This is a genomic window from Stagnimonas sp. FW305-C-60 (genome assembly GCF_058782965.1).
Genome location: NZ_JBYSYF010000002.1, coordinates 628,457 through 651,973 on the forward strand (window position 1 = coordinate 628,457; position 23,517 = coordinate 651,973).

Sequence of the window (23,517 nt, forward strand, 5' to 3'; positions counted from 1 at the left end):
CCAAGAGGCGAAAAAAAGCTATCAAGCCCTGCAAGGTCAGCAGAGCGCGAATGCGCGAACGCAAACCGCCGCACACCAGAATGCCCAAGCGAAAGCACCGCACCCCGCCACGGCTTCCCCCCTCCCCTAACCTGGCCGGCCATCGGCCCATGCATGGCCGATGGCGTTCGGCGGGGCGAAGTCATGCTTCGCCCATTTCCGCCTCACCCCCGCAAAGGGGAGGGGAACAGGCGCTCATAGCGTGGCCAGCGCCCTCGCAAGGAACGAGAGAGGTCAGCAAACGCCGCGGCTAGCGCCCCAACATCGGCAGATTCAAACCCTGCTCGCGCGCACAATCCTGCGCGATGGCGTAGCCCGCATCGGCATGCCGCATCACCCCGGTGGCCGGATCGTTGGTGAGCACCCGCGCTAGACGCCGGTCGGCGGCCTCGCTGCCGTCGCAGACGATCACCATGCCGGCATGCTGCGAATACCCCATGCCGACACCGCCGCCGTGGTGCAGCGACACCCAGGTGGCACCGGAAGCGCAGTTGAGCAGGGCGTTGAGCAGCGGCCAGTCGCTGACCGCGTCGCTGCCGTCGGCCATCGCCTCGGTCTCGCGGTTGGGGCTGGCTACCGAGCCACTGTCGAGATGATCACGGCCGATGACGATGGGTGCTTTCAGCTCGCCACTGCGCACCATCGCGTTGAAGGCCAGGCCGACCTTGGCGCGCTCGCCCAGGCCGATCCAGCAAATGCGCGCCGGCAAGCCCTGAAAGGCGATGCGCTCGCGCGCCATGTCCAGCCAGTGATGCAGGTGCGCGTGCTCGGGCAGCAGTTCCTTGACCTTGGCGTCGGTGCGCCAGATGTCCTCGGGCTCGCCGGACAGCGCCGCCCAGCGGAACGGCCCGACGCCACGGCAGAACAGCGGCCGGATATAGGCCGGCACGAAGCCGGGAAAGTCGAAGGCATTGGCCACACCGACCTCCTTGGCCATCTGCCGGATGTTGTTGCCGTAATCGACGGTGGGAATGCCCAGGCCATGAAAGCCGAGCATGGCGCGCACCTGCACCGCCATCGACTGCTTGGCGGCGGCGATCACTCCCGCCGGATTCGCCGTGCGCTGCGCACGCGCCTGCTCCAGCGACCAGCCGGCCGGCAGATAGCCGTTGAGCGGGTCGTGGGCGCTGGTCTGGTCGGTGACCAGATCCGGCCGCGCCCGCGCATCGCCCGCCTGCGTGCGGCGCAGCAGTTCCGGAAACACCTCGGCGGCGTTACCCAGCAGGCCGACCGAAATCGCCCTGCCCGACCGATGCGCGGCCTCGATCTTGGCCAGCGCCTCGTCGATGGACTCGGCGCTCTCATCGAGATAGCGGGTGCGCAGGCGCATAGCGATGCGGCTGGGATCGCACTCCACCGCCAGCATCGAGGCCCCAGCCATGGTGGCGGCCAGCGGCTGCGCGCCGCCCATGCCGCCGAGCCCGCCGGTGAGTATCCACCTGCCTTTCAGCGAGCCTTGAAAATGCTGGCGGCCGGCCTCGACGAAGGTTTCATAGGTGCCCTGCACGATGCCCTGGCTGCCGATGTAGATCCAGGAGCCGGCGGTCATCTGGCCGTACATCATCAGGCCCTTGGCATCGAGCTCGTGGAAGTGCTCCCAGCTCGCCCAGTGCGGCACCAGATTGGAATTGGCGAGCAGCACCCGAGGCGCATCGGCGTGGGTCTTGAACACGCCGACCGGCTTGCCGGACTGGATCAGCAGGGTTTCGTCGTCTTCGAGTTTGCGGAGCGTTTCGACGATGGCGTCGTAGCAGGCCCAGTTGCGGGCGGCGCGGCCGATGCCGCCATAGACCACCAGATCCTCCGGCCGCTCGGCGACCTCGGGATCGAGGTTGTTCATCAGCATCCGCAGCGGCGCCTCGGTGAGCCAGGACTTGGCGCTCAGCACCTTGCCGCGCGCGGCGCGGACCAGCCGGGCCGCCGACTGCGGCCGGGAGAAATCGTTCATGGCAGGGCCTCCACTTGGGGACGCCCGATGGTAAGCCGTGGAGCAGCTAATGGAACCGGTGGCGACATCTTACGGAGCCCCTGAGTGCCGGCCAGGCTGCGGGGCGTGCTGCATCGCGCCGTCTATCTCGACACCTATGCCGAAGATGCCCCGTGGCAAGCGGGCCGGGGAGCGGTGCGCGCACCTGACGCCCGAGCTGGCCTGCGAGCTGTTCGGTCAACCAGAGCGGCCGGCCGTGTGCGGCGGGCTGCAGCCGAGCACCGAGATGTGCGGCACCTCGCGCGAGCACGCCATCGCCTGGCTGGAGCGGATGGAGAACCTGACCCGCCCAGGCGCTTGAGCCCGGAAACAAGAAGGCGCCCGAAGGCGCCTTCTCCCCTTCGCGGGGCCGCACAGTGCATTTTCCGGACGCCGCGTGACTGGCGAACGGGCGCGCGGGGTGCGCGCCTAATCAGAAGTACCCCGATGGCCTCGCTGAACTGATGCGGGTCTGATAGGTATAAGACGCGCGGTTTATATGCCCCGATGCCGCAGGTCGTGCAGCGTCGTCGTGCTGGCGCTGACCCACACGAGCGGGTCGCGCAGCTCGACCGCCACCAGCTTGACCCGGCGCTCCAGCGCCGCCCGCTCGGCGGGTGACCGGTGGCCCTACAGCGACGAAGCAGCCAGCGCGATGCGCCGCGCATGGCTCAGCTCCCGGTCGAACACGAACACCAACCCACCGATGCGGTAGCGGCCTTCCGCGTCGAGCGCCCGGCCGACGAACTCGGCGGCCTTCAGGCAGCGCTCCAGCTCCGGGCGCGCCTTGGCTGCGGCCTCCTGCTCCACCAGCTCGACGCTCACATGCCCGTCGGCTCCGCGCCGCCAGACCGCCCCGTCGGGCAGCTTGCGCAGCGCCTTAACCAGCGCCTCGGCAGGGAACGGCGTCTTGCGCCGCAGCAGCAGGTACTCGCCCGCGACGGTGTAGCCCTCGACTTGCCGCTCGATGAAGTAGCGCGTGGCCAGGGTGCGGTGGAAGAACGTGCTGCCGGCGACGCTGGATAGGTCCAGCGTGCGCTGCGCCTCCACCCCGCGCACTTCCAGCCACGCCGCCCCGCCCCGCCCCGGGTCAGGCACAGGCTGCGGGAGCCCAGCGCGTTGCGGCGCTCCAGCAGCAGGCCCGCCGCCACCAACCGGGCCGCCGTGCGGCGAGCGAGCTGCTCGGCGTAGCGGGCCTGCGGCCATACCGCCCGGGCCAGCTCGGTGATGCGCAGATGCCCGAACGCGGCCACCGCCTTGATGGCCTTGAGCTCGTTCAGTCGCGCGACGTCCCGCCCGCTGCGCCTGGCGGCCGGGCGTGGGGGTTGAGGCGAGGGTGTGGCGGCGGCGATGGGCTTGCTCAGCAAGCCGTGCAGGTCGTGGGTAGGCAGCTTCATGGGGTTCGGTCCGTGACCCTCCGTGTAGCGACGGACCGCAAGACGGACCGGCCGGCCCGCTCGACGCGTGGCTGCGCGCACCTGCGCGAAGGCAAAAAAAACGCTTCTAGACCACCAGAGCCCGGCATGTCGCCGGCTCCGCCGCCGGTCGGGACCGGCATCGGAGTCACCCTTTGGACTACATCTGTAAAGCCGCCTTGGTCGAACGCCTGGGCATTTCCACCCGCACCCTGGAGGTGTGGATTGCCACCCTGGGCTTCCCGGCACCGCTGCACGTGCACGGCAGCCGGTTGGCCTTCTTCAAGCTTTCGGCCGTGCAAGCCTGGTTCGACGCCCAGCTCGGGGGCGAGGCATGAAGCGCAGCCGCGACCGCATTCCGAGCGACGACAACAACCACTGGTACGAGGGCTACGGCGAAGGCGGGTACTTCTGCCTGCCACGCAAGCTGCTGTTCAACGTGGTGGACTGCATCGACAACGCCACGATGTACGTGTACCTGGCGCTGGCGTCGTGTCACTACGAGGGCAACACCACGTACGCCGGCCGTACATCGCCAAGCTGACGGGCAAAGACGAGCGCGCCGTCCGCCTCCACCTGGCGGACCTGGAGACCCTGGGCCTCATCCGCAGGGAACCGCTGGGGCAGGGTTACCGCATCTTGTTCGAGTGCCCGGACCGGGAGCGCATCCGGCAGGGTGCGCAGGCCATCGCAGCGCGCAAGCAGGAGCGCCTGCAGCGACGCGAGGCGGCGAAAGCCGCCAAGGCAGGGCAGGAGCAGTAAGTCAGGGCGGCCAAGTGGCCGCCCTTCTTCATTCATCAGTCGGTGCCGTGCGAGCCGCTGTCGAACATGCCGCCGCCGTCGGTGCCGCTGAACAGTGAGCCGGCGTCGCCATAGGGCTTGCCCATGACGTCCACCGCGTCGTTGAGCATCGGCGTGCCGTCCCCGTTGACCTGGGGACCGAAGGGCGATGCCGTGCCAGGGCTGAAGCCGCCGGCATCGGCGGCGGCTTCAGGCTCCGACGGGCGCAGGCGGAGGGCGGCCAGCAGGTGGCCGAAGAATGTGCAGTAGGGCATGGCAACTCCGGGGAGGTTGTGACGCCCACCGTCTGCACCGCCTACCCGGAGTGCCGGCCAATGTGCCAAGGCTCGCCAGCGGTCCTGCCCGTGCCCGGCAGTCTCATGGCCTATCCCTGCCCCACCCAGGGCGGGCCATGCCCGCCCTTCACCAGTCACCCGCTCCGTAGAGCGCCCAGACTCGGCGCGCCACGGCGGGTGACGGCCACCCGCCGGGCGGCCTTCTTCTTCGTCCTTCTTCCTTCAGGTTTTGGCAGGAGCCTCTTCTGGGAGGGGGTGTTTTTCTTCGTGGGTCGCGGCAAAGGGGCCCAGGTGACCGGGTGATCCTCACCCGGTCACCTTGCCTTTCGAGGCCAATACCGAGCGGCGAGGCCTTATCCATCTAAGTTCAGAACCGGGCGGCAAGTTGGAGCGACTGCATATTCGCGCTACTTATAGTCTGTAGACGAATAGTCATCATCGACCTTTAATGCCCACGTGAAGAAAAAGCCTGCATTTCTCAGAAAGTTCGGCGCAGCGGTCTTTGCACGCCGACAAGCAATTGGCCTAACCCAGGAAGAACTTGCGGACTTGGCGGGACTGCATCGCACTTACGTCGGCGGAATAGAGCGAGGGGAGAGAAATTTGACCTTAGAGAACATTCTCAAGATTTCAATAGCCCTAGACACCCGGTGCGCAACTCTAGTCGCCGATATTGACGCCACTGACCTAGGTTGACATGGAAACAGTTGAACAAAGAAGAGCTGAGTTTTTTTCCTCAGTCTGGAACCATTCCGAAGACGAATTTCAAACCGCCTTTGACGAGCGCAGAGATTTGAGCGCAGCTGAGTTGAGTCTGCTGCGCTCAGTAATGAGCAAGCTGGATAGTGGAGAAAGCGACGTACAAATCGCGACATGGCTGAAATCGCCGCTCTCCAATGCCGCGACTGCCAAACAGATTGAGGTGCTGCTGCAAATTTGCGGCATCACACGAAATAAAATTCTGCAGGACATAAAGGCATCGGCAGGGGAAAATCGACGTAGCCTTCGCTTGTCAAGCCACCTTTCCCTCGCAAGTCACACCAGCAGCTGGAATATTGCTGGACCGTACCTTGTAAAAAAGCTGCGTCGAGTGTTGCATCACTCCGGGGCAAGCGACCCGCTGAATCGTATGCTTCAAGGGCTTAATCAAGCGACATGGCCGGGCTATATTCGACAAGAACGCGCAAAGCGAAGCGGTCACGAAGCCGAATACCGAATTGCAACCCTCCTTCTTCGGCTGGGGGTGCCATTCGCGCCAGAAGAAAAGGCGGACAATCCGCTGTGCCGAGACGCGATGTGGCGCGAAGTATCTTTTGATATTGTTGTACCTAACGTTCAACAACCGACCGTCTGTATCAAAAGCACAGTCCACACATCAAATATTGGTCAATACGGAGAGTCGAAAGACCACCTGGAGGTGGATGAGGCCAGACGCATGATTGACAGCCTGCCAACTGCATCTCGCCCCACATTGGTCGGCTTTATCGACGGCATCGGATTTGAATCAAACTCTGCTGGCCTTAACGGGGTGTTGGAGAAGGCTGATGAGTTTTGTCAGTTCAGCACCATCTGGAAGCTTGGCGTCATCTGCGCCAAGCGAACCAACAAACGAGCAAGGCTACACCTTGAGGCATCGGATAGGGCTAAGCACACCTCGTTCTTGGCCCGCTATTCAGACGTGGTAACTCTTGAAAGCCAGCCCTTCCCTGAAGGAATTGAGGCAGGGCGAGGACTAATTCAGGTGCTTTAAAGTCATTTACTCAAAGAGGTCGGGGAGCCCGCTTTCATTCTTGGTGGGCCTTTTGGACCCTTCAGAAAATTGAACTTTGCGCTTCTTCTGCGCTCCAGTTTCCATTGTCGCCGAGTGCAGAATGTCAACATCGGTCCAGGGCGGCACGGCCCAGTTTTCCGATATCCTTTTCTCGATAAGCGGGAGATAGTCGGGGTTTAGTTCAAATCCAAGCCCCTTCCGCCCCATTACTCGGGCCACCTTCAATGTGGTCCCAGACCCCACGAATGGGTCAAGGATAGTATCACCTTCGTCAGAGTATGTTTGCATGAAGAATGCGACTAACTCTTCCGGATAGGCTGCGACGTGATAGCCCATCTCCTTGACGTTCGGAGGGCGGTACGCTGGTATCCTCAGAATATTGCCAATGCATCGGCCCTTAGGATTGATTTTGTGAGCCCGTGGGTCGGCAGACGCATACTTCTGTGGGACTCGCGGCTTGTGGCATTTATAGTCGTCAGCCCCGCCCTTGATAAACACGAGGCAAGACTCATATTTATTGTCGAGCAGCCGCTCCATATAGTGATTCGGCTGAGGAAGCGCGTTGGGTATATACCAAATGACGTGGTCCCAGAAGCTCCACGCCTCCATTCTGGTCGCTATATCAAATGGAATTGGGTAAAAGCGCTTCTGATGCCGTCTTGAATTGATATTGATGACCAAGACAGCGCCGTTTCGCGCCACGCGAAAGCACTCTGACCACACCTTGTTGAGTCTTGCTAGGTACTCCTCGTAGCTGGATTGGCCTATCTCGTCAGGACTGCCATAATCCTTTAGGTTCCAATACGGAGGACTGGTCATAATGAAGTCGACAGACCCATCCGGAATCTCCGCCATGTTTTCTGACGTGCCGTTAAAGACTGTCTGACCGTCAAACTCTAGTTTCATATTTTCCTTTGCTACTCATTGTCATCTTACAGGAGATGGGCAGGTAAGGTCAATTTTCTGTCGGACTTTGAGCGAGTGAGTCAGCGCTTCAGTGCGCGGTGCAGCTGGCCCACTAGCTCGTCGCGCACCCGGGGGGAGCCGCAAGCAGATTCCCGCCCCAGCAGGGAATAGGAGCGCCCACGCTCCGGTTGAGCAGCGGGGGCGCAGCCCCGCCCCCAGACTGCTGAAAGCGGGCGGGCAACCCGGGAGGTGTCCGGCGTCCAGCCGGAGCCGCAGCGGGGCGCGAACAGCGACCACCAAGGCAAGCACTGCGCGGGTTGCCCGCCCGTTGGCGCTGCCGTGCAGCGTCGGCGGGCTGGGGGCGCGGTATCTGGCGGGGTCGAGGGCGTCCAGCCCGAGCGGCTGCGTGCCGCCCTACCGGCCAAGGAGCAGCCCTGCCCCGCTCTTGGCACGGTGGAAGCGTCTGCTTCGACTGTCTCCCCCGATGCGACGGTCTGCGAGACGGTCGCCGCTGACGGGGCGGGCCAGCACCGCCGGTCAGGCGTCGGCCTTGCTGGACCGCAGGTGCTTGGGCAAGGGCGGCAGCGTGAGCTGGCCCGTCAGCGCCTCGATGATGGGCGGCTCGGGCGCCAAGGGCACCCACAAGACCTCCGGGCGCCCCTGGGCCAGGGTCGCGGCCAGCCTCTTGTCGGACCAGACCCAGACCGCCGAGTAGGCCCGCGCCAGGCGGTCGCGCAGGGCAGCGCGCTCGGTCGCCAGGCGGTCGGTGACGTCCAGCACTGCGGCCATGGCGGTGTCCATCGCCAGCGCTACGTCCTCATCGCACAGCGGCCCCTCGCTGGAGTACAGCTCGGCACGGATGGCTGTCGCCTCGGCCGCCGCAGCGGTGGCCTTGCCGTCCAGCTCGCGGAAGCGGCGCTCCAGCAGGGGGCTCGACTTGCTCTGCACCAGCGTGAGGATGCGCTCGGCCGCCGCTGTAGCCTCCCGGTGTTCGGCCTCCTTGGTGTCGAGCTGGTCGCGCAGGGCGGCGAGCCGGTCGGTGCGGGCCACCTCGCTGACGGCGTTGCGCACGAGGTTGGGCAACAGGCGCTGCTCCAGTTGCCGGGCGTTGGTCGTGGGGCAGGGCTTGTCCCCGCAGTGCTTCCCGCTGCAGATGTACTGGGCGTACCCCTGGGCGTTCTTCCCCCCGCTCTTGCGCTTGCGCAGAAGGGTCTGGCCGCAGTACCCGCAAAAGGCCAGGCCCTGCAGGACGTTGTGGTAACCGGCGTCACGCCGGTTGGGCAGGTTGCGCCGGTTGTGCGCCGCTGCCTGGGCCTTCAGGAAGGTGTCCTCGTCCAAGATGCGGGGGTAGTAGTCGGTCCAGACCTCGCCTGTCGAGACGCGCTTGCTGCCCGCCATGACGTTGGGCTCGTACTCGCCCAGAACCGCACGGTTGTGGAGCAGCTTGTTCGGCAGGGTGGTGTTCCAGCGGGCCACCCTGCCCGGTGCGACCCAGCCCTCGGCGTTGGCCTGGCGGGCGATGGCGGTGCTGCCGACGCCCTGGATGCTCAGCTCGAACACCCGGCGGATGCTCTCGGCCATGCCGGGCTTGACCTCCCAGCCGCTGCCGTCCGGCTTGCGGGTAACCCAGGCCGGCCCCTGGCCGAAGATGGCGGGGTCGCGGCGGTCGCGCTTGGCCTGGTGGACCTCCCGGATACGGGCCGAGCGGCGCAGGCTCTCGTCGTGGGCGCGGCCCATGAAGATGATGGTCACCAGCAGGTTGGTGGTATCAGCGACGGTCTGCTCGTTCCAGACCTTGCCGTCCATCAGCGTCACGACCACGATGCCGGCGGACACCAGGCGCAGGAGCAGTTGCAGGGCAATGTGCACCTCGGCGCGGGAGAGGCGGTCGAAGTTCTCGACAAGCAGGTAAGACCCCGGGCGGATGGTACCGTCCTCGACGGCCTTGATGAAAGCCGCCAGGGCACCGCGTTCGATGTTGGCGCCCCGGAAGGCGCTCAAACCCAGGTCGCTATAGGTCAGCTCCTGCAGGTTCAAGCCGTGCTTGTCGGCGCACTCCCGGGACAGGGCGAGCTGTCAGCGCAGGCTGTCGCCGTTCTTCTGGCGGCCGTGCGAGAAGCGCACGTAGGAGTAAGCCACCGGGGCGGCGGGGGTCGAGGCGGCTTGAGCTTGGGCGGCGACGGGATGGGTAGAAAAGGTCATGTTGGGCTCCGAGTTGGTGGAACCCAGTAACCGCACCGGTTTTAGCCATTGGCTCCCCGATGCCGTAGCCTTACGGGAGCCAATGGAACCCCGCGCTGAAAACTGGGCTCGTGCCCAGTTCCATTACCTACTCGACGGCAACCCCGGTCAGAGCCCGGGAATCACCGTCTCGCCGACCGAAACTTCGGCACCATCCATCAGCGCGTAAAGCTGTTCGAGGCCAGTGCGGATCACCAACTGGGTGTCGCTGCCTTCCCAACCATGACCCGCCAGCGCGCTCGTGTAGACCTGGCCGCCGGCGCCGTACACCGGACCCAGCACCAGACCGCTGGCGGTAGTGCCGTCCTCGGCGTCGCCGCGCAGCAGCACTGTGTAAAGATGGCTGGTGACGCTCTGGCCGCTCAGCGCCAGGAACATCTCACGGCTCTGGGTGGCCGGCACCAGTCCATCGTCGACGGCATGCACCAGCACCACCGACTTCAGGTAGGCGTAGTCGGCGGCGCGCGCGACATTGGTGATCTCCAGGTAGTTGTTGGGCACCTGCTCTATGGGGCCACCGTTCTCGGCCTCAATCTCGGCCTGGGCGATGGCGCCGTCCGGCACGGCCGGCGCCACGGTGCGGACGATCAGGTACTCCTCCGCCAGATTGTGCACGCCCTCCACCGCCACCCAGTCATCAAACAAGGGGCTGCCGTCGGCGCGCACGGCCTCCGGCGCCGCCAGCGCCACGCCGGCGACGTTGCCGCCCATGCTCACCGCGAAGGCGTGCACGGTCTTGATCGAGGGATAGCGGTCGAGAAAGTAGCGCGCCGCGGCGATGGAGTCGGCCGCGCCAGCGCGTGCGCGCCAGCCGTAGTGCGGAATCGGCTCCTGCAACTGCCCGCTGTAGTCCATCGCCACCGCGACTGCACCCTTGGCGGCGACATTCTGAAGATGTCGGCGCCAGGAGCAGGAGTCGTTGCCGTGGCCGTGGAACATCACCACGAGCTGAGTTGGCGCGGGTTCGGCGGGCAACGCGTAACGACCGGACGGCAACCCCAGCAGGCTGGCGAGGCCGATGCCGGCGTCGCTCATTTCCTGCAGACGCGTATCGGCCTGCTGATCACAGGGAATTTCCAGGGCCAGCTTGCCTCCGACGCCGCCACCGCCGGACGCGCTACCGTCGCTTCCAGCGTCGCAAGACACCAGACCACTGACCAACAGGATCAGGGCGAACATCCGCCAGGCACGGCCACCGCCGCTGGCGCTTTGCAGACCACGCATTTGTTACTCCTCACTCCAGCACTAGGGAGCCGGTTCGGAAGCGATCTACGCCGCCTCATCCATAAAACACCGGCCTTCTTGATCTGATTAACGCGTCAGTTCGCGGCCCGCCGACGCTAAGGGAGCCGAACCGTTGAACTCAGGCGCGCGCGGCGTTGCCGGCGATCAGCTCGGCCCAGCGCGGCGCCAGCGCCGGTGCCAAGTCGTGGCCCATGCCCGCGATCAGCTCCAGCCGGGCACCACGGATCAGGCGGGCGCTGCGCTCACCGCAGGCCGGCCGCAGCAGCGGATCGGCGAGGCCGTGCACCACCTGGGTGGGCGCGCTGATCTGCGGCAGCAGCGACTCGATGCTGCCGGTGGTCAGCACCGCATGGGCCTGGCGGGCGACGCCGGCCGGCCGGAACGCGCGGTCGTAGGCCTGGCCGGCGAGCCGCGCGCGGTACTCGTAAGAAGTGGGAAATCCCGGGCTGCCGACCCGCCGCAGCATCGCCGTGGAACGGCGGATCACCTGCTCGCGGGTGCGCGGCTTCGGCCCGATGCCGGCCATGCGCCAGAGCACGTCGAAGCGCGCCGACGGCAGGCTGGGATCGTTGGTGCTGGACATGATCGAGTTCAGGCTCAGCACCCGCCGCGGATACCGGGCCGCGAGGATCTGCGCGACCATTCCGCCCATCGAGGCGCCGACCAGGTGCGCGCGGGCAATGCCCAGCGCATCGAGCAGGCCCACCGCATCCTCCGCGAGGTCGTACAGGTTGTAATTGGCCTCGGCCGGCAGGCCAAAGCGGCTGCGCAGCCAGTCCTGCGGGATGCGCGTTGGCAGGCCACGGTCGCCGTCGGAGGACAAGCCGGCGTCACGATTGTCGAAACGGGTCAGCCGGAAGCCCTGCCGCACCAGCCGCTCGCAGAGCGCGTCCGGCCAGTGGATCAACTGGCCGCCCAGGCCCATCAGCAGCAGCAGCGGCTCGCCCTGCTCCGGACCAGCCTGTTCCCAGGCGATTTGCAGGCCATTGACGCAGGCGCTGCCGGCGGTCCAGCACAGTTTCATTGCCGTTGTGTGTCCTTTTGGTTGCAGACTGATGACAAAGGACGCGCAAATTACCAGCCAGTTCGGCCGGCGTACGGCAGTTTTTTGTTACAGGCGATGAATGGTCCCGCACCAGGGACCAGCGCCGGCTCAGGTCGAACCGCGATTGATGGTCATGCCGATCAGCCGCGATACCACGACCGCGATGTACATGACGCCGGTGAACTCGCCGAGCATCACCAGCGCCCGGCCCATGGGCGTGAGCGGCACGATGTCGCCCAGGCCGACACCGGAGAGGGTGGTGAACGACAGGAACAGCAGCTCCATCCAGGTCCGCGGCAGCGCTTCCGGCCCGAAGCTGCCGGGCAGCAGCGCCTGGCAGAGCGCGAAGCCATGGGCAAAGGCCCAGGCCAGCAGGGTGAAGGTGGCGCCGGCGGCAAACAGCTCGTCGGTGGTCGCCCGCTGATCTTCCATCATGTAGGCGATCAGGCTGCCGGCGGCATAGAAGTAGAACAGCGCCTCCAGCGCCGAGATCAGCATGGCCACCGACGCGCTCGGCGCCAGCGCCTGCACGACCAGCAGGGCGGTGACCAGGCTGGCCAGCAGCACCGCGATCCAGGTCGCCGCCGGGCTGCGGCGCACCATGCGCAGCGCCAGCCCGAGCACCAGCAGGCCAAACACGTTGAACAGCGCACGGCTGCTGGCGACATCGTCCATCAGCGGGTACAGCAGCACCCCGGCGAGCTGTACGAACAGCAGCGAGGCCGAGGGGTTCTCGCGCAGCCGGTCGAACCAGTTGCGGCTCATTCGACGCGATAGACCTCGGCGCCCGCCGCCTTGAACTCCGCCGCCTTCTCGGCCATGCCCTGGGCCAGGGCCGCCTGCTCGTCGGCGCCGACCTGGGCGGCGTAGTCGCGCACGTCCTGGGTGATCTTCATCGAGCAGAAGTGCGGGCCGCACATCGAGCAGAAGTGCGCGAGCTTGGCGCCCTCCTGCGGCAGGGTCTCGTCGTGGAATTCCTTGGCCTTGTCGGGATCGAGGCCGAGGTTGAACTGATCCTCCCAGCGGAACTCGAAGCGCGCCTTCGACAGCGCGTTGTCGCGCACCTGCGCGCCAGGCCAGCCCTTGGCCAGATCAGCCGCGTGAGCGGCGAGCTTGTAGGTGATGATGCCCTCGCGCACATCGTCCTTGTCCGGCAGGCCCAGGTGCTCCTTGGGCGTGACGTAGCAGAGCATCGCCGTGCCATACCAGCCGATGTTGGCGGCGCCGATGCCGCTGGTGATGTGGTCGTAACCGGGCGCGATGTCGGTGGTGAGCGGGCCCAGCGTGTAGAACGGCGCCTCGAAGCAGTGCTTGAGCTGCTCGTCCATGTTCTCCTTGATGAGCTGCATGGGCACATGGCCGGGGCCTTCGATCATCACCTGCACATCGTGCTTCCAGGCAATCTGCGTCAGCTCGCCGAGCGTGTGCAGCTCGCCGAACTGCGCCTCGTCATTGGCGTCGGCAATCGAGCCGGGCCGTAGGCCATCGCCGAGCGAGAAGCTGACGTCGTAGGCCTTCATGATTTCGCAGATTTCCTCGAAGTGCGTGTAGAGGAAATTCTCCTGGTGATGCGCGAGACACCACTTGGCGAGGATGGAGCCGCCACGGCTGACGATGCCGGTCATGCGGTTGGCGGTCCAGGGGATGTAGCGCAGCAGCACGCCGGCGTGGATGGTGAAGTAGTCCACGCCCTGCTCGGCCTGCTCGATCAGCGTGTCGCGGTAGATCTCCCAGGTCAGTTCCTCGGCCTTGCCGTTGACCTTCTCCAGTGCCTGGTAGATCGGCACCGTGCCGATCGGCACCGGCGAGTTGCGGATGATCCACTCGCGGGTCTCGTGGATGTTCTTGCCGGTGGAGAGATCCATCACCGTGTCGCCGCCCCAGCGGGTCGACCAGACCATCTTCTCGACTTCCTCGGCGATGCTCGAAGACACCGCCGAGTTGCCGATGTTGGCGTTGATCTTCACCCGGAAGTTGCGGCCGATGACCATCGGCTCCAGCTCCGGGTGATTGATGTTGGCGGGGATGATGGCGCGGCCGCGCGCCACCTCGCTGCGGACGAACTCCGGCGTCACTTCCTTCGGCAGCATCGCGCCGAAGCTCTGGCCCGCGTGGTGGCGGCGCAGATAGCCGGCTTTCTCGTAGCTCTCGCGCAACTCCTGAAGACGGGCGTTCTCGCGGATGGCGATGTACTCCATCTCCGGCGTGATCAGGCCACGCCGGGCGTAGTGCATCTGGCTGACATTGGCGCCGGCCTTGGCGCGGCGCGGCTGGCGGATGTGCTCGAAGCGCAGGTGCGCGGTCTTCTCGTCGGCGGCGCGGATGCGGCCGTAGATGCTGGAGAGCCCCTTGAGCGGCTCGCTGTCGCCGCGCTCGGCGATCCAGCCCGCCCGCAGGGGCGGCAGGCCCTGGAGCAGATTGATGTGCGCGTTCGGGTCGGTATAGGGGCCGCTGGTGTCGTAGACGGTGACCGGCGCGTTCGGCTCGATGCCTTCGCGGGTCTTGGTCGGGGTCAGGCTGATCTCGCGCATCGGCACGCGGAGGTCCGGACGCGAGCCCTCGACGTAGATTTTGCGGCTGGCAGGAAACGGCCGCGTCGCGTCCTCGGTGAGGCGGGTGGCGTCGTGCAGGAAATCGTTCGGGAGGGCGCTCATGGCTTGCAAGGCTCCAGCCAGCTCGGGAACGCCGGAGCACGGCACCCAGGCGCCAGCCCCTCAGCCTTCCCTCACCGGCCTTGGGGTCGGTCAGGTTCCAAGGGTGTGATCTCAGCCCCGCGCTACTTGGGGCACCCCCGGCTATGGCGCGCAGGTTAGGCCCTGTCCCCGGCCGGCACAAGGCGCCGACCGACGAATACGGGAAACGGGAAATCCGCCCCATGTCATCCCGGCATCACAAGCCTTAGGCAGAATAGGCCGCTTGCCTACCGGAAACCTTGTGCCATGCGTCTGCTGCCCCTCGCCCTTGCCCTCTCGCTCGCCGCCTGCGGCACCAGCCAGGCGCCCGACAACGGCGGCACGCCGCCCGCGGCCGCCAAGAAGACGGTGAAGTTCATCGCCTTCGGTGACGCCGGCCGCGCCAACGACAACCAGAACGCGGTCGGTGCTGCGATGGCGCAGCTCTGCGCGGTCAAGGGCTGCGACTTTGCGCTGGAGCTGGGCGACAACTTCTACGACAGCGGTGTTACCTCGGTGACCGACGAGCAGTTCCAGACCAAGTTCGAGCTGCCCTACAAGGATCTCAACATCCCGGTCTACGCCACCCTCGGCAACCACGACAATTCGGCCACCACGGCCGGCGAAGGTGCGGCCAACAACAAGGGCGACTACCAGGTGCAGTACACCACCTCGGTAGGCAGCTCCGGCAAGTGGACCCTGCCGGCCCGCTACCACTCCTTCACCGCGCCGAGCACGCTCGCGGCCGGCGAGACGCCGATCGCGGAGTTCTTCTGCCTGGACTCCAACCCCATGGCGGCGACCATCCCCGACCTGCTCAACACCAAGTACAACTTCATCACCTACGCCAACACCCAGCTGCAGTGGTTCCAGGCCGGGCTGGCGGCCAGCAAGGCCAAGTGGACCTTCGCCTTTGCCCACCACCCTTATGTCTCCAACGGCCACCACGGCAATGCCGGCAGCTTCGACGGCACCAATGTGCTGGTGCCGGGCACGGTCAGCGGCACCCAGTGGAAGAACTTTCTCGACGCCAGCCTCTGCGACACCCAGTACAACGGTGGCGTGGATCTCTTCATCTTCGGTCACGACCACGACCTGGAATGGCTCAAGCCGGTCTCCACCTGCAACAGCAAGACCGAGTTCGTGCTCTCCGGCGCCGGCTCCGATACCCGCGACTTCGGCGACGCCGCCCGCAACCCGGCGCACTGGCAGCAAGACCTCACGCCCGGCTTCTTCTGGTTCGAGATCAGCGAGAGCGAGCTCAAGGGCGAGGTCTACACGCTGGAGAATCTGGCCCTGCCGCTCGATACCGCCGGCAAGCCCAAGCCCGCCTTCGTGCGCAGCTTGAGCAAGTAATGCGTCTGCGGCCGGCACTCGCGCTGGCGGCGGCCCTGCTGGCCTGGCTGCTGCCGGCTTCCGCCGCCGACTTGCAGACCCTGCGCGGCCCCGGCTGGAGCCTGGAGCTGCCGGCGCAATGGAGCCAGCAGCGCGGCCTGATGGGCGCCGAGCTGGTGGCGCGCCCGCCCAAGAGCGATACCGCCGGCTGGGCGCAGGATCAGCTGATCCTCACCCGCGAGCCTTACGACGCCCGCCGCACCTGCCTCGATGGTTTCGTGCTGCGCAAGCTGCGCGACATGGGCCATCTGGCCCAGGACTTCCAGGTGGTTTCCGAGCAGCCGCTGGAACTGGGCGGCGCGGTCGCCAGCCGCCTGGAGCTGGACTACCGCGAAGGCCCGCGCCATCTGCACGCCTATCTCACGGTGCTCGCCACCGAGAAGGAGATGATCGTGCTGAGCCTCGCCAGCGAGCCGGCGCGGTTTGAATTCCAGCGCGCGCTGTTCCGGCGCATCGCCGACAGCCTGCGGCCGGCCGCGCGCTGAGCGCCCTGCCGCCAGCCCCGCACCACCGAGATCCACCGATGAAAGCCCTGCTCCCCTTGCTGTTGATCCTCGCTCTCGCCGCCTGCGGCGGCAGCGAACCCGCCGGCTCCGGCAGCAAGGCCAGCAAGCCCGGCCATGTGTTCATCATCGTGCTGGAGAATAAGAGCTACGCCGACACCTTCGGCGCCGGCGCCGACAGCGCCGCGCCCTACCTGGCCAGCGAGCTGCCCAAGCTCGGCGCCCTGCTGACCCAGTACCACGGCACCGGCCACGTCAGCCTGGACAACTACATCAGCATGGTCGGCGGCCAGTCGCCGAACACCGCGACCGCCACCGACTGCCTCGCCTACCTCGACTGGGTCGGCACCACCACGCCGGACGCCAACGGCCAGGTCACCGGCTTTGGCTGCGTCTACCCGCCGGCGATCAAGACCATCGCCAACCAGTTGCAGGACAAGGGGCTGAGCTGGAAGGGCTACATGCAGGACATGGGCTTTGACCTGGCGCGCGACGGCTCCGCCACCTGCTCGCACCCCAAGCTGAACTCCCAGGACGGCACCCAGTCGGCGACCGCGACCGACCAGTACGCGACGCGCCACAACCCCTTCGTGTACTTCCACAGCATCATCGACGACCAGGCCAACTGCGACGCCCACGTGGTCGAGCTGGCGGCGCTGAAAACCGATCTGCTGAAGGAAGCGAACACGCCCAACTACGTCTTCATCACCCCCAACCTCTGCGCCGATGGCCACGACAGCGGCTGCGCCAACGGCGACCCGGGCGGTCTGGTCGGCATCGACGACTTTTTGAAGGAATGGGTGCCGAGGATCATGGCCTCGCCGGCCTACCAGAAAGATGGCCTGATCCTGGTCACTTTCGACGAAGCCAATCTCGGCGCCAACGCCGAGGACGCCGCCGCCTGCTGCAACGAGCCCAGCGGCCCCAACAGCGTGCTGCCCGGCCTGTTCGGCCCCGGCGGCGGCCGCATCGGCGCGGTGCTGATCTCGCCCTTCATCAAGCCGGGCACGGTGTCCGACGTGCCCTACAACCACTACTCCATGCTCAAGAGCATCGAGGACCTGTTCGGCCTGCCCTACCTGGGCCACGCTGGCCAGGCCGGCCTGGTGCCCTTCGGCACCGACATCTACAACAATCTCCCGGGCACCTGAGGCCCGTGGTGCGCACGCTGCTGGCCCTGCTGCTACTGGGCGCCGCCGCCCAGGCCGCCGGAGCGGACGCCGCAATGACGCCGGTGGCCGGCCCCGGCTATCAACTGCAACTGCCGGCCGGCTGGGATCTGCGCCGCAACGCCACCGAGGTGCCGCTCTACGCTCGCGCCACCGCGCCCGGCTGGGAGGGCGTGGCCCTGGCGGTGAACAGCCAGCGCCTGGACGACCCCGCGAGCTGCCTCGACGGCCAGACCCAGCGCCGCCTGCGCGCCCTGGCCGACAAGGCCACGGCCTTCGAGCAACTGGAGGAGCACCGCCTGCAGCTCGACGGCCTGCCCGCTTACGAATACGTGCTGCGCTACCGCCTGGGCGAGCGCGAGCTGAGCGCCTACCTGCTCACCGTAGCCGGCGAGGGCCGCTGGGCCAGCGCCCTGCTCAGCGCCGACCCGGCGCACTTCGAGCTGCGCCGCCGGGAGCTGCGGCAGATCGTCGAGAGCCTGCGCCCGCGCCGCCACGACGGGCCGGACTACCAGCCGCCGAAGCGGAGCTAGGGCGCGTGAGTCAGAGGCAGGACCAAGCCGATCTGCTTCCCCCGCTCGCGGGGGAGTCGGAAGCCAAGGGCTTTCGACGGGACGAGAGCGACGGTAGCCATCGGCTTGTGCGCAAGCCGCAGAACGCCCCCACCCTGGCCCTCCCCCGCCTGCGGGGGAGGGAACTGGCTTGCGGGGTATTGCTGGCCTGGGCGCTCGCCGCCTGCGGCAAGCCCGCCGAACCGGCCAAGCCGGCCGCTGCCGCCGCGGCCACCCAGACCCGCGAGGCCCTGGTCGCCTTCAGCAATCCCGAGCCCGGCGTGCCGCCGCAGTGCTACACCCGGACCGAGGGCAGCGCGAACCCCTGCTGGACCTGCCACACCACCCGCAACGGCCGCAACGACAAGGGCGACTGGGAGTTGCAGGAGCAATACGCCTTCTCGCCGGCGGCAATGGACAACCACTGGCGCAATGTCTTCGTCGACCGCCGCCCGGCCATCGCCGGCATCAGCGATGCCCAGGTGCTGGACTACATCCGCCAGGACAACTACCAGCCGCTCTTTGCCGCCCAGCGCGGCGGCGACGCGCCCGGCTATCGGCCCGATCTCGACTACCGCCAGGGCTTTGACGCCCAGGGCTGGGCGCGCGACGGCTCCGGCTGGCGCGCCTTCCGCTACAAGCCCCTGCCCGGCGGCTTCTGGCCCACCAATGGCGCCAGCGACGATGTGCTGATCCGCCTGCCGGCGCGCTTCCGCCAGGATGCCCAGGGCCGCGAGTCGCGCGCCGTCTACAGCGCCAACCTCGCCATTCTGGAAGCGGCGATGACCGTCGCCGACACCGTGCCCGAGGCCACGCTGCGGCGCGCCATCGAGCCGGTGTCGGAAGCCCTGGCCGGCTTCGACCTCGACGGCGACGGCAAGCTCGCCAGCGCCCGCCACATCCAGGGCCTGCCCCGGCATTACGCCGGCGCCGCCGTGAGCGAGCCGGTGCGGCGCTGGAGCTATCCGCAGGGCACCGAGTTTCTGCACAGCCTGCGCTATGTCGACCCCGACCAGCCCAACCTGCTCTCGGCGCGGCTGAAGGAACTCCGCTACAGCGTCAAGCGCCTGAATCTGGACGACAGCGCGCTCAAGGGCGCCTACCGCGAGGAGCGCGACGAGAAGGCCGCCGGCCTGACGCCGCGCTATCGCGGCAGCCCCGAGCTGGGGCTGATGAACGCCTTCGGCTGGAGCTATCAGGGCTGGATCGAGGACGCCAAGGGCGCCCTGCGGCTACAGACCCTGGAGGAGCACTACCACTGCATGGGCTGCCACGGTGGCTTAGGCATCACCGCCGACTCTTCCTTCGGCTTTCCGCGCAAGGCGCCGGGCGCGCAGGGCTGGGGCTGGCAGACGCTGGAAGGCATGGCCGATGTACCGATGGCCGGCCACGCCGAGCCGGAGGTGCTGACCTGGTTCAGCCGCGCCGGCGGTGGTGACGCCTTCCGCAGCAACGACGAGGTGCTGGCGCGCTTCTTCCCCGGCGGCCTGCTCGACCGCAAGGCCGTTCTACGCGCCGCGCCGGGTGGCGACCGCGACCTGCGCTGGCTGATCGTGCCCAGCCGCGAGCGAGCGCTGGCGCTCAACAAGGCCTACTGGGCCTTGGTGCGCGAGCAGGATTTCATCCACGGCCGCGAGCCCTTTCTGCGCCCGCCGGAAAAGCTGCACCGGCACATCGACGAGGCCGACACCGGCCTGCGCGCCGAGGAGCGGGTCTATTCCGACGGCCGTATCTGGCTGGACTGGCCGGCCGACTGAACCCGCGCGGCCTGCCGCTCCAGCCACTCCGCCGCCAGCGGCCACAGCGTCTGCTGGTAGCGGCGGCGGAAGAAGCCGAAGTGGCCGATCTCCGATTCGCCGATCTCGGCCGGCGCGATCCATCGGTATTCCACCGGCGCGTTCTCGAACAGGGCGTGATGGCGCAGCGTCGCGGCACGGGTGCCGTAGGGGTCGTCGGTGATACCGATGGCCAGCACCGGCGCGCGGACTTGCCGGTGGTAGCTGGCGAGGCCCTCGCGCTCCAAGAGACGCAGCCAGTCGGGGTGCCGTCTACGGGCATGGAACTGGCGCGCGACGCCGGCCGGCAGGTCTTCCATCATGCCCAGGCGCTTGGCCGGGAAGTAGCCGAACAGCGGCGTCAGCAACGGCAGGGCCAGATGCCATTGCCGATACATCGGGCCGCGCACCGCCGCCGGCCAGTCGCGGTAGTAGGCGCTCTGCGCGCCGACGGTGAGGATGGCGGCGAAGCGCTGGTTGTCGGGCATGCTGGCTACCACCACGCCACCGATGCTGTGGCCGATCAGCAGCAGCGGCAGCGCGCCACCCTCGGCCGCTTTCGGTGCCCGTTGCGCCAGGGCCTCGGCGGCGGCGCTGCAATCGCGCTCGCCCCAGAGCGTGATGCTAGCCGGAAAGTCGCGGCGCAGCCGCTGCGGCCGGGAGCCGGCGATACCCCGGTAGTCGTAGCTGAGCACCACATGGCCGCGCGCCGCCAGCCATTCGGCAAACGCCCGGTAGTAGCGGCGGTCCACCGCCGTCGCCGAATTGATCAGCACCGCCGCCCTGGGCTGGCCCTGGGGCGGGAAGTAGCTCGCCGCCAGCGGGATGCCATCGGCGGCGCGGATCTCCAGCGCCTCCACCACCTTCAGGCGAACTGCGGGCCGGTGGCGAAGTAGAGCCCGGCGTAGACGCGCGGCTCCACCCGCAGGCCCTCGGCGCGCTTGCGCTCCAGCCAGTCGTGCGCGCCCTCGAGCGGCACCAGATGCACGCTGATGTCCTCGTCGCCGACGCCGCCGCCGTCGTGCTCGCGCACCAGGCCACGGATGCCGACCAGCGTCAGTTGTTCGGAAGTGAGCCCGGCGGCGGTCGGCCCCTGGGTGAGCAGAAAGGCCTCGCTACCGCGAAAGCCAGTCTCCTCCAGCATCTCGCGCAGCGCCGCGTCCTCGAAGCTCTCGTGCTCAGGGCTGTCGGCATCGCCGACGATGCCGGCCGGCAGCTCGATGGTCTTGCACTGCTGGGGGATGCGGGTCTGCTCCACCAGCACCAGCTCGCGCTCCGGCGTCACCGCGATGATGACCACCGCGCCACGGGCGTTGACGCGGCTGACGTACTCCCAGTGGCGATCTCTCTTCAGCTCCAGGAATTCACCACGGTGCAGGGTGCGGATCATGCTTCGGTCTTCAGCCAGGTGATGTGGGAGGCGGCGCGGCTGCCGTGGGCCAGCTCGCGGGCCAGGATGTCCAGCGCCGGCGCCATGTCCTCGGCGAACCGGTAAGGCGGATTCACCACCACCAGGCCGCTGCCGCGCATCTGACCCTCGGCCTTGGCGCCGGTGTCGAAGCGGAAGTCCACCACCGGCTTGCTGCTGAGCGTCGCCACGCGACGGCAGAAGCGCTCCACCTCGTGGCTGTTCTTGAGCGGATACCAGAAGGCATAGACGCCGCCGGCGAAGCGCGCCTGCGCGCGTTGCAGAAAGTCGGTCATCGCCGCGAACTCGTCGCGGCGCTCGAAGGGCGGGTCCACCAGCACCAGGCCGCGCTTCTCGGCCGGCGGCAGCAGGCTGGCCGCCTCGTAGCCGTCGCGGACGTGGACGGTGGCGTCGAACAACTGCGTGCGCAGCGCCTCGGCGACTTCCGGCACCGATTCGCACAGCAGCAGGCGGTCGCCCTCGCGGGCCAGGGCCTTCACGAAGGCCGGCGAGCCGGGATAGCGGCGCCAGGCGCCGCCGCTGTTGGCGGCGCTGACGATGCGCTGCCAGCTTGCCAGCGGCTCGGGTGCGTCCTTCAGCCCCTGCAACAGCAGCGCGCCCTCGGCCGCCTCGCCGGTGCGGGTGGCGGCGGCGCCGGTGAGGTCGTAGCTGCCGCTGCCGGCATGGGTATCGAGATAGGCGTAGGGCTTGTCCTTGCGGGCCATGGCCTGGGCCAGGCCGCAGAGGAGGATGTGTTTGTGTACGTCGGCGAAGTTGCCGGCGTGAAAGTCGTGGCGGTAGTGCATGGCGCCATTATCGACGAAGGCGCTCGCCGGCCGCCGCTGGCCAAAAAAATGCCCCGCGTGAGCGGGGCCAGGAGGGACACCTCTTGAAGACGGTCAGAACAGGTACTTGGTGGAGAACTGCAGGCGGTCCAGCGCGCCGTCGGCGCCGCTCTCGACCTCGCGGCTGGCGTGGCGGTACTCGACGCCGAAGGTGAGCTTGGCGACCGGCGAATACAGCAGGTTGCCGCTGAAGCTGGTGACGCTCTTGGTCACCGCGCCGCCGGTGAGGGCGAGGTCGTTGTCGGCCTGGAAGGTGGAGGCGGTGAGCGTGGAGCGCAGGGTCGGCGTCCACTGGTGCTTGTAGGCCAGATAGCCGGCGGTGATGCCGATGCCGCTCAGCTCGCCATTGGCCAGCACCGCGTCGGCCGAGGTGCCCAGCGCCAGGTAGCGGCCCAGGCCCTCGCCGCTGGTGAGCATGAACTTGACGTCGTCCTTGCCCAGCGGGATGCGGCCGGAGAAGCTCACGCCGCCACCGGTGCTGCTGTCACTCACGGCGGCGACGGCACCGGCAGCCGGGTTGTCGACATGCAACTGGCGAAGCAGGCCGGCCAGGCTCAGCTCGGCGGCGCCGAGCTTGAAGTTGTAGCGCGCCACCGCATCAGGGATGCGGCCGTCACCGGAGCCGGCCACCGTGCCACCACCGCCCGGCAGCACCGAGGTCTCGGTGTTTTCCAGCGCGAGCTGGAAGTTGCCCAGCGTGTAGCGCACCTGCGGCTGGCGCATGAACACCGTGCCATCGCTGGGGAAGGCGACGAAGTCCAGCGTCTCCGGCAGCGCGCCGAGGTTCTGGAAGGTGCTCCACTCCTGGCCGATCAGCCAGTTGTCGTAGGTGATGAAGGCGCGGCGCAGGCCGGGGTTGTAGGCATTGGTGACCAGCTCGTTGCCGGTGCCCTGGCTGACGATGAAGTCGAACTCGATATGGGTGCCGAGCTTGTGGCCATCCAGCGGCGTCTCGGTCTTGAGGAACAGCCGGGTTTCCTTGGCGTGGGCGTCGAAGAAGTCGCGGCTCTCGCCGCTGCCGGTGCTGACCGGGATGGTGCCCGGCACGTAGAAGTCGCGGCTGGTGCTCTGCGCCACCTCGCCCTCGCTGAAGCGCGAGTACATGGCGTCGGCCTTCACATAGCCGCCCCAGGTGAGCTTGGTGTCGCCGATCTTGGTTTCGGCCGGCTTGGCGGCAGCCGGGGCCGCGGCGGCCACCGGTGCCGGAGGCGGCGTGGCGCGGGCGGCGCGCTCGGCGGCGAGCTGCGCCTCCAGCGCATCGAGCCGCTGGCGCAGCTCCTTGATGACGGCGGCGGTCTCGGCATCCGGCGCGGCCAGCGCGGGGGCGGATAGCGACAGGGCCAGCGCACCGGCGCAGAACGCGCGGGCGGCCAGGGCAAACGGGTTTGCGGGGTAGCGGCTGGGCTGCATGGGTTTCTCCTCGGAGTTGTTCTAGTGACAACGGAGCCGAGCTTGCCCCCTACCCCGCCGCTGTCACATTCCCCGAAGGTCGTAA

Annotated in this window: 25 protein-coding genes; 11 read left to right on the plus strand and 14 right to left on the minus strand. The window is 67.3% G+C overall.

What is annotated here, in order from left to right:
- Positions 1–289: 289 nt before the first annotated feature.
- Positions 290–1,987 carry a urocanate hydratase gene (gene hutU, locus AC3WT6_RS09820; protein ID WP_492653395.1) on the minus strand — a complete coding sequence of 566 codons (1,698 nt, stop codon included), beginning with the start codon at positions 1,985–1,987 and terminating at the stop codon, positions 290–292.
- Between the two features lie 49 nt (positions 1,988–2,036).
- Here hutU and AC3WT6_RS09825 point away from each other — a divergent pair, with 49 nt between their 5' ends.
- Positions 2,037–2,327 carry a YkgJ family cysteine cluster protein gene (locus tag AC3WT6_RS09825; protein ID WP_492653396.1) on the plus strand — a complete coding sequence of 97 codons (291 nt, stop codon included), beginning with the start codon at positions 2,037–2,039 and terminating at the stop codon, positions 2,325–2,327.
- Between the two features lie 308 nt (positions 2,328–2,635).
- Here the strand turns inward: AC3WT6_RS09825 and AC3WT6_RS09830 are convergent, their stop codons facing one another.
- Positions 2,636–3,055: a hypothetical protein gene (locus tag AC3WT6_RS09830; protein ID WP_492653397.1), complete on the minus strand. Its 420-nt coding sequence runs from the start codon at positions 3,053–3,055 to the stop codon at positions 2,636–2,638.
- A gap of 520 nt (positions 3,056–3,575) precedes the next feature.
- Between AC3WT6_RS09830 and AC3WT6_RS09835 the strand changes: the two genes are divergently transcribed.
- Genes AC3WT6_RS09835 through AC3WT6_RS09845 form a run of 3 tightly spaced genes read left to right on the plus strand, consistent with a single transcriptional unit; the run spans position 3,576 to position 4,182 of the window.
- Entirely contained in the window at positions 3,576–3,758 is a 183-nt protein-coding gene (locus AC3WT6_RS09835) for a helix-turn-helix transcriptional regulator (protein WP_492653398.1), read from the plus strand.
- Positions 3,755–3,964 (plus strand): hypothetical protein, encoded by a 210-nt coding sequence (locus AC3WT6_RS09840; RefSeq protein ID WP_492653399.1) that lies wholly within the window; start codon positions 3,755–3,757, stop codon positions 3,962–3,964. The genes AC3WT6_RS09835 and AC3WT6_RS09840 overlap by 4 nt, the downstream gene beginning before the upstream one ends.
- Positions 3,913–4,182, plus strand: coding sequence for a hypothetical protein (locus AC3WT6_RS09845; RefSeq protein WP_492653400.1), 270 nt, complete (start codon positions 3,913–3,915; stop codon positions 4,180–4,182). The genes AC3WT6_RS09840 and AC3WT6_RS09845 overlap by 52 nt, the downstream gene beginning before the upstream one ends.
- A gap of 35 nt (positions 4,183–4,217) precedes the next feature.
- Here the strand turns inward: AC3WT6_RS09845 and AC3WT6_RS09850 are convergent, their stop codons facing one another.
- Positions 4,218–4,475, minus strand: a complete 258-nt coding sequence (locus AC3WT6_RS09850) for a hypothetical protein (RefSeq protein ID WP_492653401.1) — start codon at positions 4,473–4,475, stop codon at positions 4,218–4,220.
- A 477-nt stretch (positions 4,476–4,952) separates the two neighbouring features.
- Here AC3WT6_RS09850 and AC3WT6_RS09855 point away from each other — a divergent pair, with 477 nt between their 5' ends.
- Positions 4,953–5,192 (plus strand): helix-turn-helix domain-containing protein, encoded by a 240-nt coding sequence (locus AC3WT6_RS09855; RefSeq protein ID WP_492653402.1) that lies wholly within the window; start codon positions 4,953–4,955, stop codon positions 5,190–5,192.
- 1 nt (position 5,193) lies between these two features.
- Complete coding sequence (locus tag AC3WT6_RS09860; protein WP_492653403.1) at positions 5,194–6,246, plus strand: hypothetical protein; 1,053 nt, start codon at positions 5,194–5,196, stop codon at positions 6,244–6,246.
- Positions 6,247–6,252: 6 nt separating this feature from the next.
- On the opposite strand, the gene AC3WT6_RS09865 is transcribed toward AC3WT6_RS09860, so the two are convergent.
- From AC3WT6_RS09865 to thiC, 7 genes are all read right to left on the minus strand, one after another.
- On the minus strand, positions 6,253–7,173 hold the full coding sequence (locus AC3WT6_RS09865) for a DNA-methyltransferase (protein ID WP_492653404.1): 921 nt from the start codon (positions 7,171–7,173) through the stop codon (positions 6,253–6,255).
- 537 nt (positions 7,174–7,710) lie between these two features.
- Entirely contained in the window at positions 7,711–9,240 is a 1,530-nt protein-coding gene (locus AC3WT6_RS09870; RefSeq protein WP_492653829.1) for a recombinase family protein, read from the minus strand.
- Positions 9,241–9,249: 9 nt separating this feature from the next.
- Positions 9,250–9,375, minus strand: coding sequence for a hypothetical protein (locus tag AC3WT6_RS09875; RefSeq protein ID WP_492653405.1), 126 nt, complete (start codon positions 9,373–9,375; stop codon positions 9,250–9,252).
- 147 nt (positions 9,376–9,522) lie between these two features.
- The gene (locus AC3WT6_RS09880) at positions 9,523–10,638 is read right to left on the minus strand and encodes an alpha/beta hydrolase (RefSeq protein ID WP_492653406.1); all 1,116 of its coding nucleotides are present in this window, start codon (positions 10,636–10,638) and stop codon (positions 9,523–9,525) included.
- Between the two features lie 139 nt (positions 10,639–10,777).
- Positions 10,778–11,683 carry an alpha/beta fold hydrolase gene (locus AC3WT6_RS09885; RefSeq protein WP_492653407.1) on the minus strand — a complete coding sequence of 302 codons (906 nt, stop codon included), beginning with the start codon at positions 11,681–11,683 and terminating at the stop codon, positions 10,778–10,780.
- 129 nt (positions 11,684–11,812) lie between these two features.
- A complete protein-coding gene (locus AC3WT6_RS09890) occupies positions 11,813–12,469 on the minus strand; it encodes a potassium channel family protein (protein WP_492653408.1) in 657 nt (218 codons plus the stop codon).
- On the minus strand, positions 12,466–14,358 hold the full coding sequence (gene thiC / locus AC3WT6_RS09895; RefSeq protein ID WP_492653409.1) for a phosphomethylpyrimidine synthase ThiC: 1,893 nt from the start codon (positions 14,356–14,358) through the stop codon (positions 12,466–12,468). The genes AC3WT6_RS09890 and thiC overlap by 4 nt, the downstream gene beginning before the upstream one ends.
- A 285-nt stretch (positions 14,359–14,643) precedes the next feature.
- Here thiC and AC3WT6_RS09900 point away from each other — a divergent pair, with 285 nt between their 5' ends.
- From AC3WT6_RS09900 to AC3WT6_RS09920, 5 genes are all read left to right on the plus strand, one after another.
- The gene (locus tag AC3WT6_RS09900) at positions 14,644–15,732 is read left to right on the plus strand and encodes a metallophosphoesterase (protein WP_492653410.1); all 1,089 of its coding nucleotides are present in this window, start codon (positions 14,644–14,646) and stop codon (positions 15,730–15,732) included.
- Positions 15,732–16,256: a DcrB-related protein gene (locus AC3WT6_RS09905; RefSeq protein ID WP_492653411.1), complete on the plus strand. Its 525-nt coding sequence runs from the start codon at positions 15,732–15,734 to the stop codon at positions 16,254–16,256. The genes AC3WT6_RS09900 and AC3WT6_RS09905 overlap by 1 nt, the downstream gene beginning before the upstream one ends.
- A 38-nt stretch (positions 16,257–16,294) precedes the next feature.
- Positions 16,295–17,425 carry an alkaline phosphatase family protein gene (locus tag AC3WT6_RS09910; RefSeq protein ID WP_492653412.1) on the plus strand — a complete coding sequence of 377 codons (1,131 nt, stop codon included), beginning with the start codon at positions 16,295–16,297 and terminating at the stop codon, positions 17,423–17,425.
- A gap of 8 nt (positions 17,426–17,433) precedes the next feature.
- Complete coding sequence (locus tag AC3WT6_RS09915) at positions 17,434–17,976, plus strand: hypothetical protein (protein ID WP_492653413.1); 543 nt, start codon at positions 17,434–17,436, stop codon at positions 17,974–17,976.
- 179 nt (positions 17,977–18,155) lie between these two features.
- Positions 18,156–19,751 carry an Aq_1262 family (lipo)protein gene (locus AC3WT6_RS09920; protein ID WP_492653414.1) on the plus strand — a complete coding sequence of 532 codons (1,596 nt, stop codon included), beginning with the start codon at positions 18,156–18,158 and terminating at the stop codon, positions 19,749–19,751.
- Here the strand turns inward: AC3WT6_RS09920 and AC3WT6_RS09925 are convergent.
- From AC3WT6_RS09925 to AC3WT6_RS09940, 4 genes are all read right to left on the minus strand, one after another.
- Positions 19,709–20,629 carry an alpha/beta hydrolase family protein gene (locus AC3WT6_RS09925; RefSeq protein ID WP_492653415.1) on the minus strand — a complete coding sequence of 307 codons (921 nt, stop codon included), beginning with the start codon at positions 20,627–20,629 and terminating at the stop codon, positions 19,709–19,711. The two genes, AC3WT6_RS09920 and AC3WT6_RS09925, sit on opposite strands and share 43 nt — an antisense overlap.
- 5 nt (positions 20,630–20,634) lie before the next feature.
- Entirely contained in the window at positions 20,635–21,159 is a 525-nt protein-coding gene (locus AC3WT6_RS09930) for an NUDIX hydrolase (protein ID WP_492653416.1), read from the minus strand.
- On the minus strand, positions 21,156–21,983 hold the full coding sequence (locus tag AC3WT6_RS09935) for a 23S rRNA (adenine(2030)-N(6))-methyltransferase RlmJ (RefSeq protein ID WP_492653417.1): 828 nt from the start codon (positions 21,981–21,983) through the stop codon (positions 21,156–21,158). The genes AC3WT6_RS09930 and AC3WT6_RS09935 overlap by 4 nt, the downstream gene beginning before the upstream one ends.
- Positions 21,984–22,076: 93 nt before the next feature.
- A complete protein-coding gene (locus AC3WT6_RS09940; protein WP_492653418.1) occupies positions 22,077–23,432 on the minus strand; it encodes a DcaP family trimeric outer membrane transporter in 1,356 nt (451 codons plus the stop codon).
- Positions 23,433–23,517: the final 85 nt, after the last annotated feature.

Coding starts and splice junctions, on each gene's coding strand:
- AC3WT6_RS09940 (WP_492653418.1), bottom strand. CDS start 23,432: ATGCAGCCCAGCCGCTACCCCGCAAACCCGTTTGCCCTGGCCGCCCGC.
- AC3WT6_RS09890 (WP_492653408.1), bottom strand. CDS start 12,469: ATGAGCCGCAACTGGTTCGACCGGCTGCGCGAGAACCCCTCGGCCTCG.
- AC3WT6_RS09875 (WP_492653405.1), bottom strand. CDS start 9,375: ATGACCTTTTCTACCCATCCCGTCGCCGCCCAAGCTCAAGCCGCCTCG.
- AC3WT6_RS09860 (WP_492653403.1), top strand. CDS start 5,194: ATGGAAACAGTTGAACAAAGAAGAGCTGAGTTTTTTTCCTCAGTCTGG.
- AC3WT6_RS09885 (WP_492653407.1), bottom strand. CDS start 11,683: ATGAAACTGTGCTGGACCGCCGGCAGCGCCTGCGTCAATGGCCTGCAA.
- AC3WT6_RS09905 (WP_492653411.1), top strand. CDS start 15,732: ATGCGTCTGCGGCCGGCACTCGCGCTGGCGGCGGCCCTGCTGGCCTGG.
- AC3WT6_RS09910 (WP_492653412.1), top strand. CDS start 16,295: ATGAAAGCCCTGCTCCCCTTGCTGTTGATCCTCGCTCTCGCCGCCTGC.
- AC3WT6_RS09935 (WP_492653417.1), bottom strand. CDS start 21,983: ATGCACTACCGCCACGACTTTCACGCCGGCAACTTCGCCGACGTACAC.
- hutU (WP_492653395.1), bottom strand. CDS start 1,987: ATGAACGATTTCTCCCGGCCGCAGTCGGCGGCCCGGCTGGTCCGCGCC.
- AC3WT6_RS09865 (WP_492653404.1), bottom strand. CDS start 7,173: ATGAAACTAGAGTTTGACGGTCAGACAGTCTTTAACGGCACGTCAGAA.
- AC3WT6_RS09850 (WP_492653401.1), bottom strand. CDS start 4,475: ATGCCCTACTGCACATTCTTCGGCCACCTGCTGGCCGCCCTCCGCCTG.
- AC3WT6_RS09840 (WP_492653399.1), top strand. CDS start 3,755: ATGAAGCGCAGCCGCGACCGCATTCCGAGCGACGACAACAACCACTGG.
- AC3WT6_RS09825 (WP_492653396.1), top strand. CDS start 2,037: ATGGAACCGGTGGCGACATCTTACGGAGCCCCTGAGTGCCGGCCAGGC.
- AC3WT6_RS09900 (WP_492653410.1), top strand. CDS start 14,644: ATGCGTCTGCTGCCCCTCGCCCTTGCCCTCTCGCTCGCCGCCTGCGGC.
- AC3WT6_RS09880 (WP_492653406.1), bottom strand. CDS start 10,638: ATGCGTGGTCTGCAAAGCGCCAGCGGCGGTGGCCGTGCCTGGCGGATG.
- AC3WT6_RS09930 (WP_492653416.1), bottom strand. CDS start 21,159: ATGATCCGCACCCTGCACCGTGGTGAATTCCTGGAGCTGAAGAGAGAT.
- thiC (WP_492653409.1), bottom strand. CDS start 14,358: ATGAGCGCCCTCCCGAACGATTTCCTGCACGACGCCACCCGCCTCACC.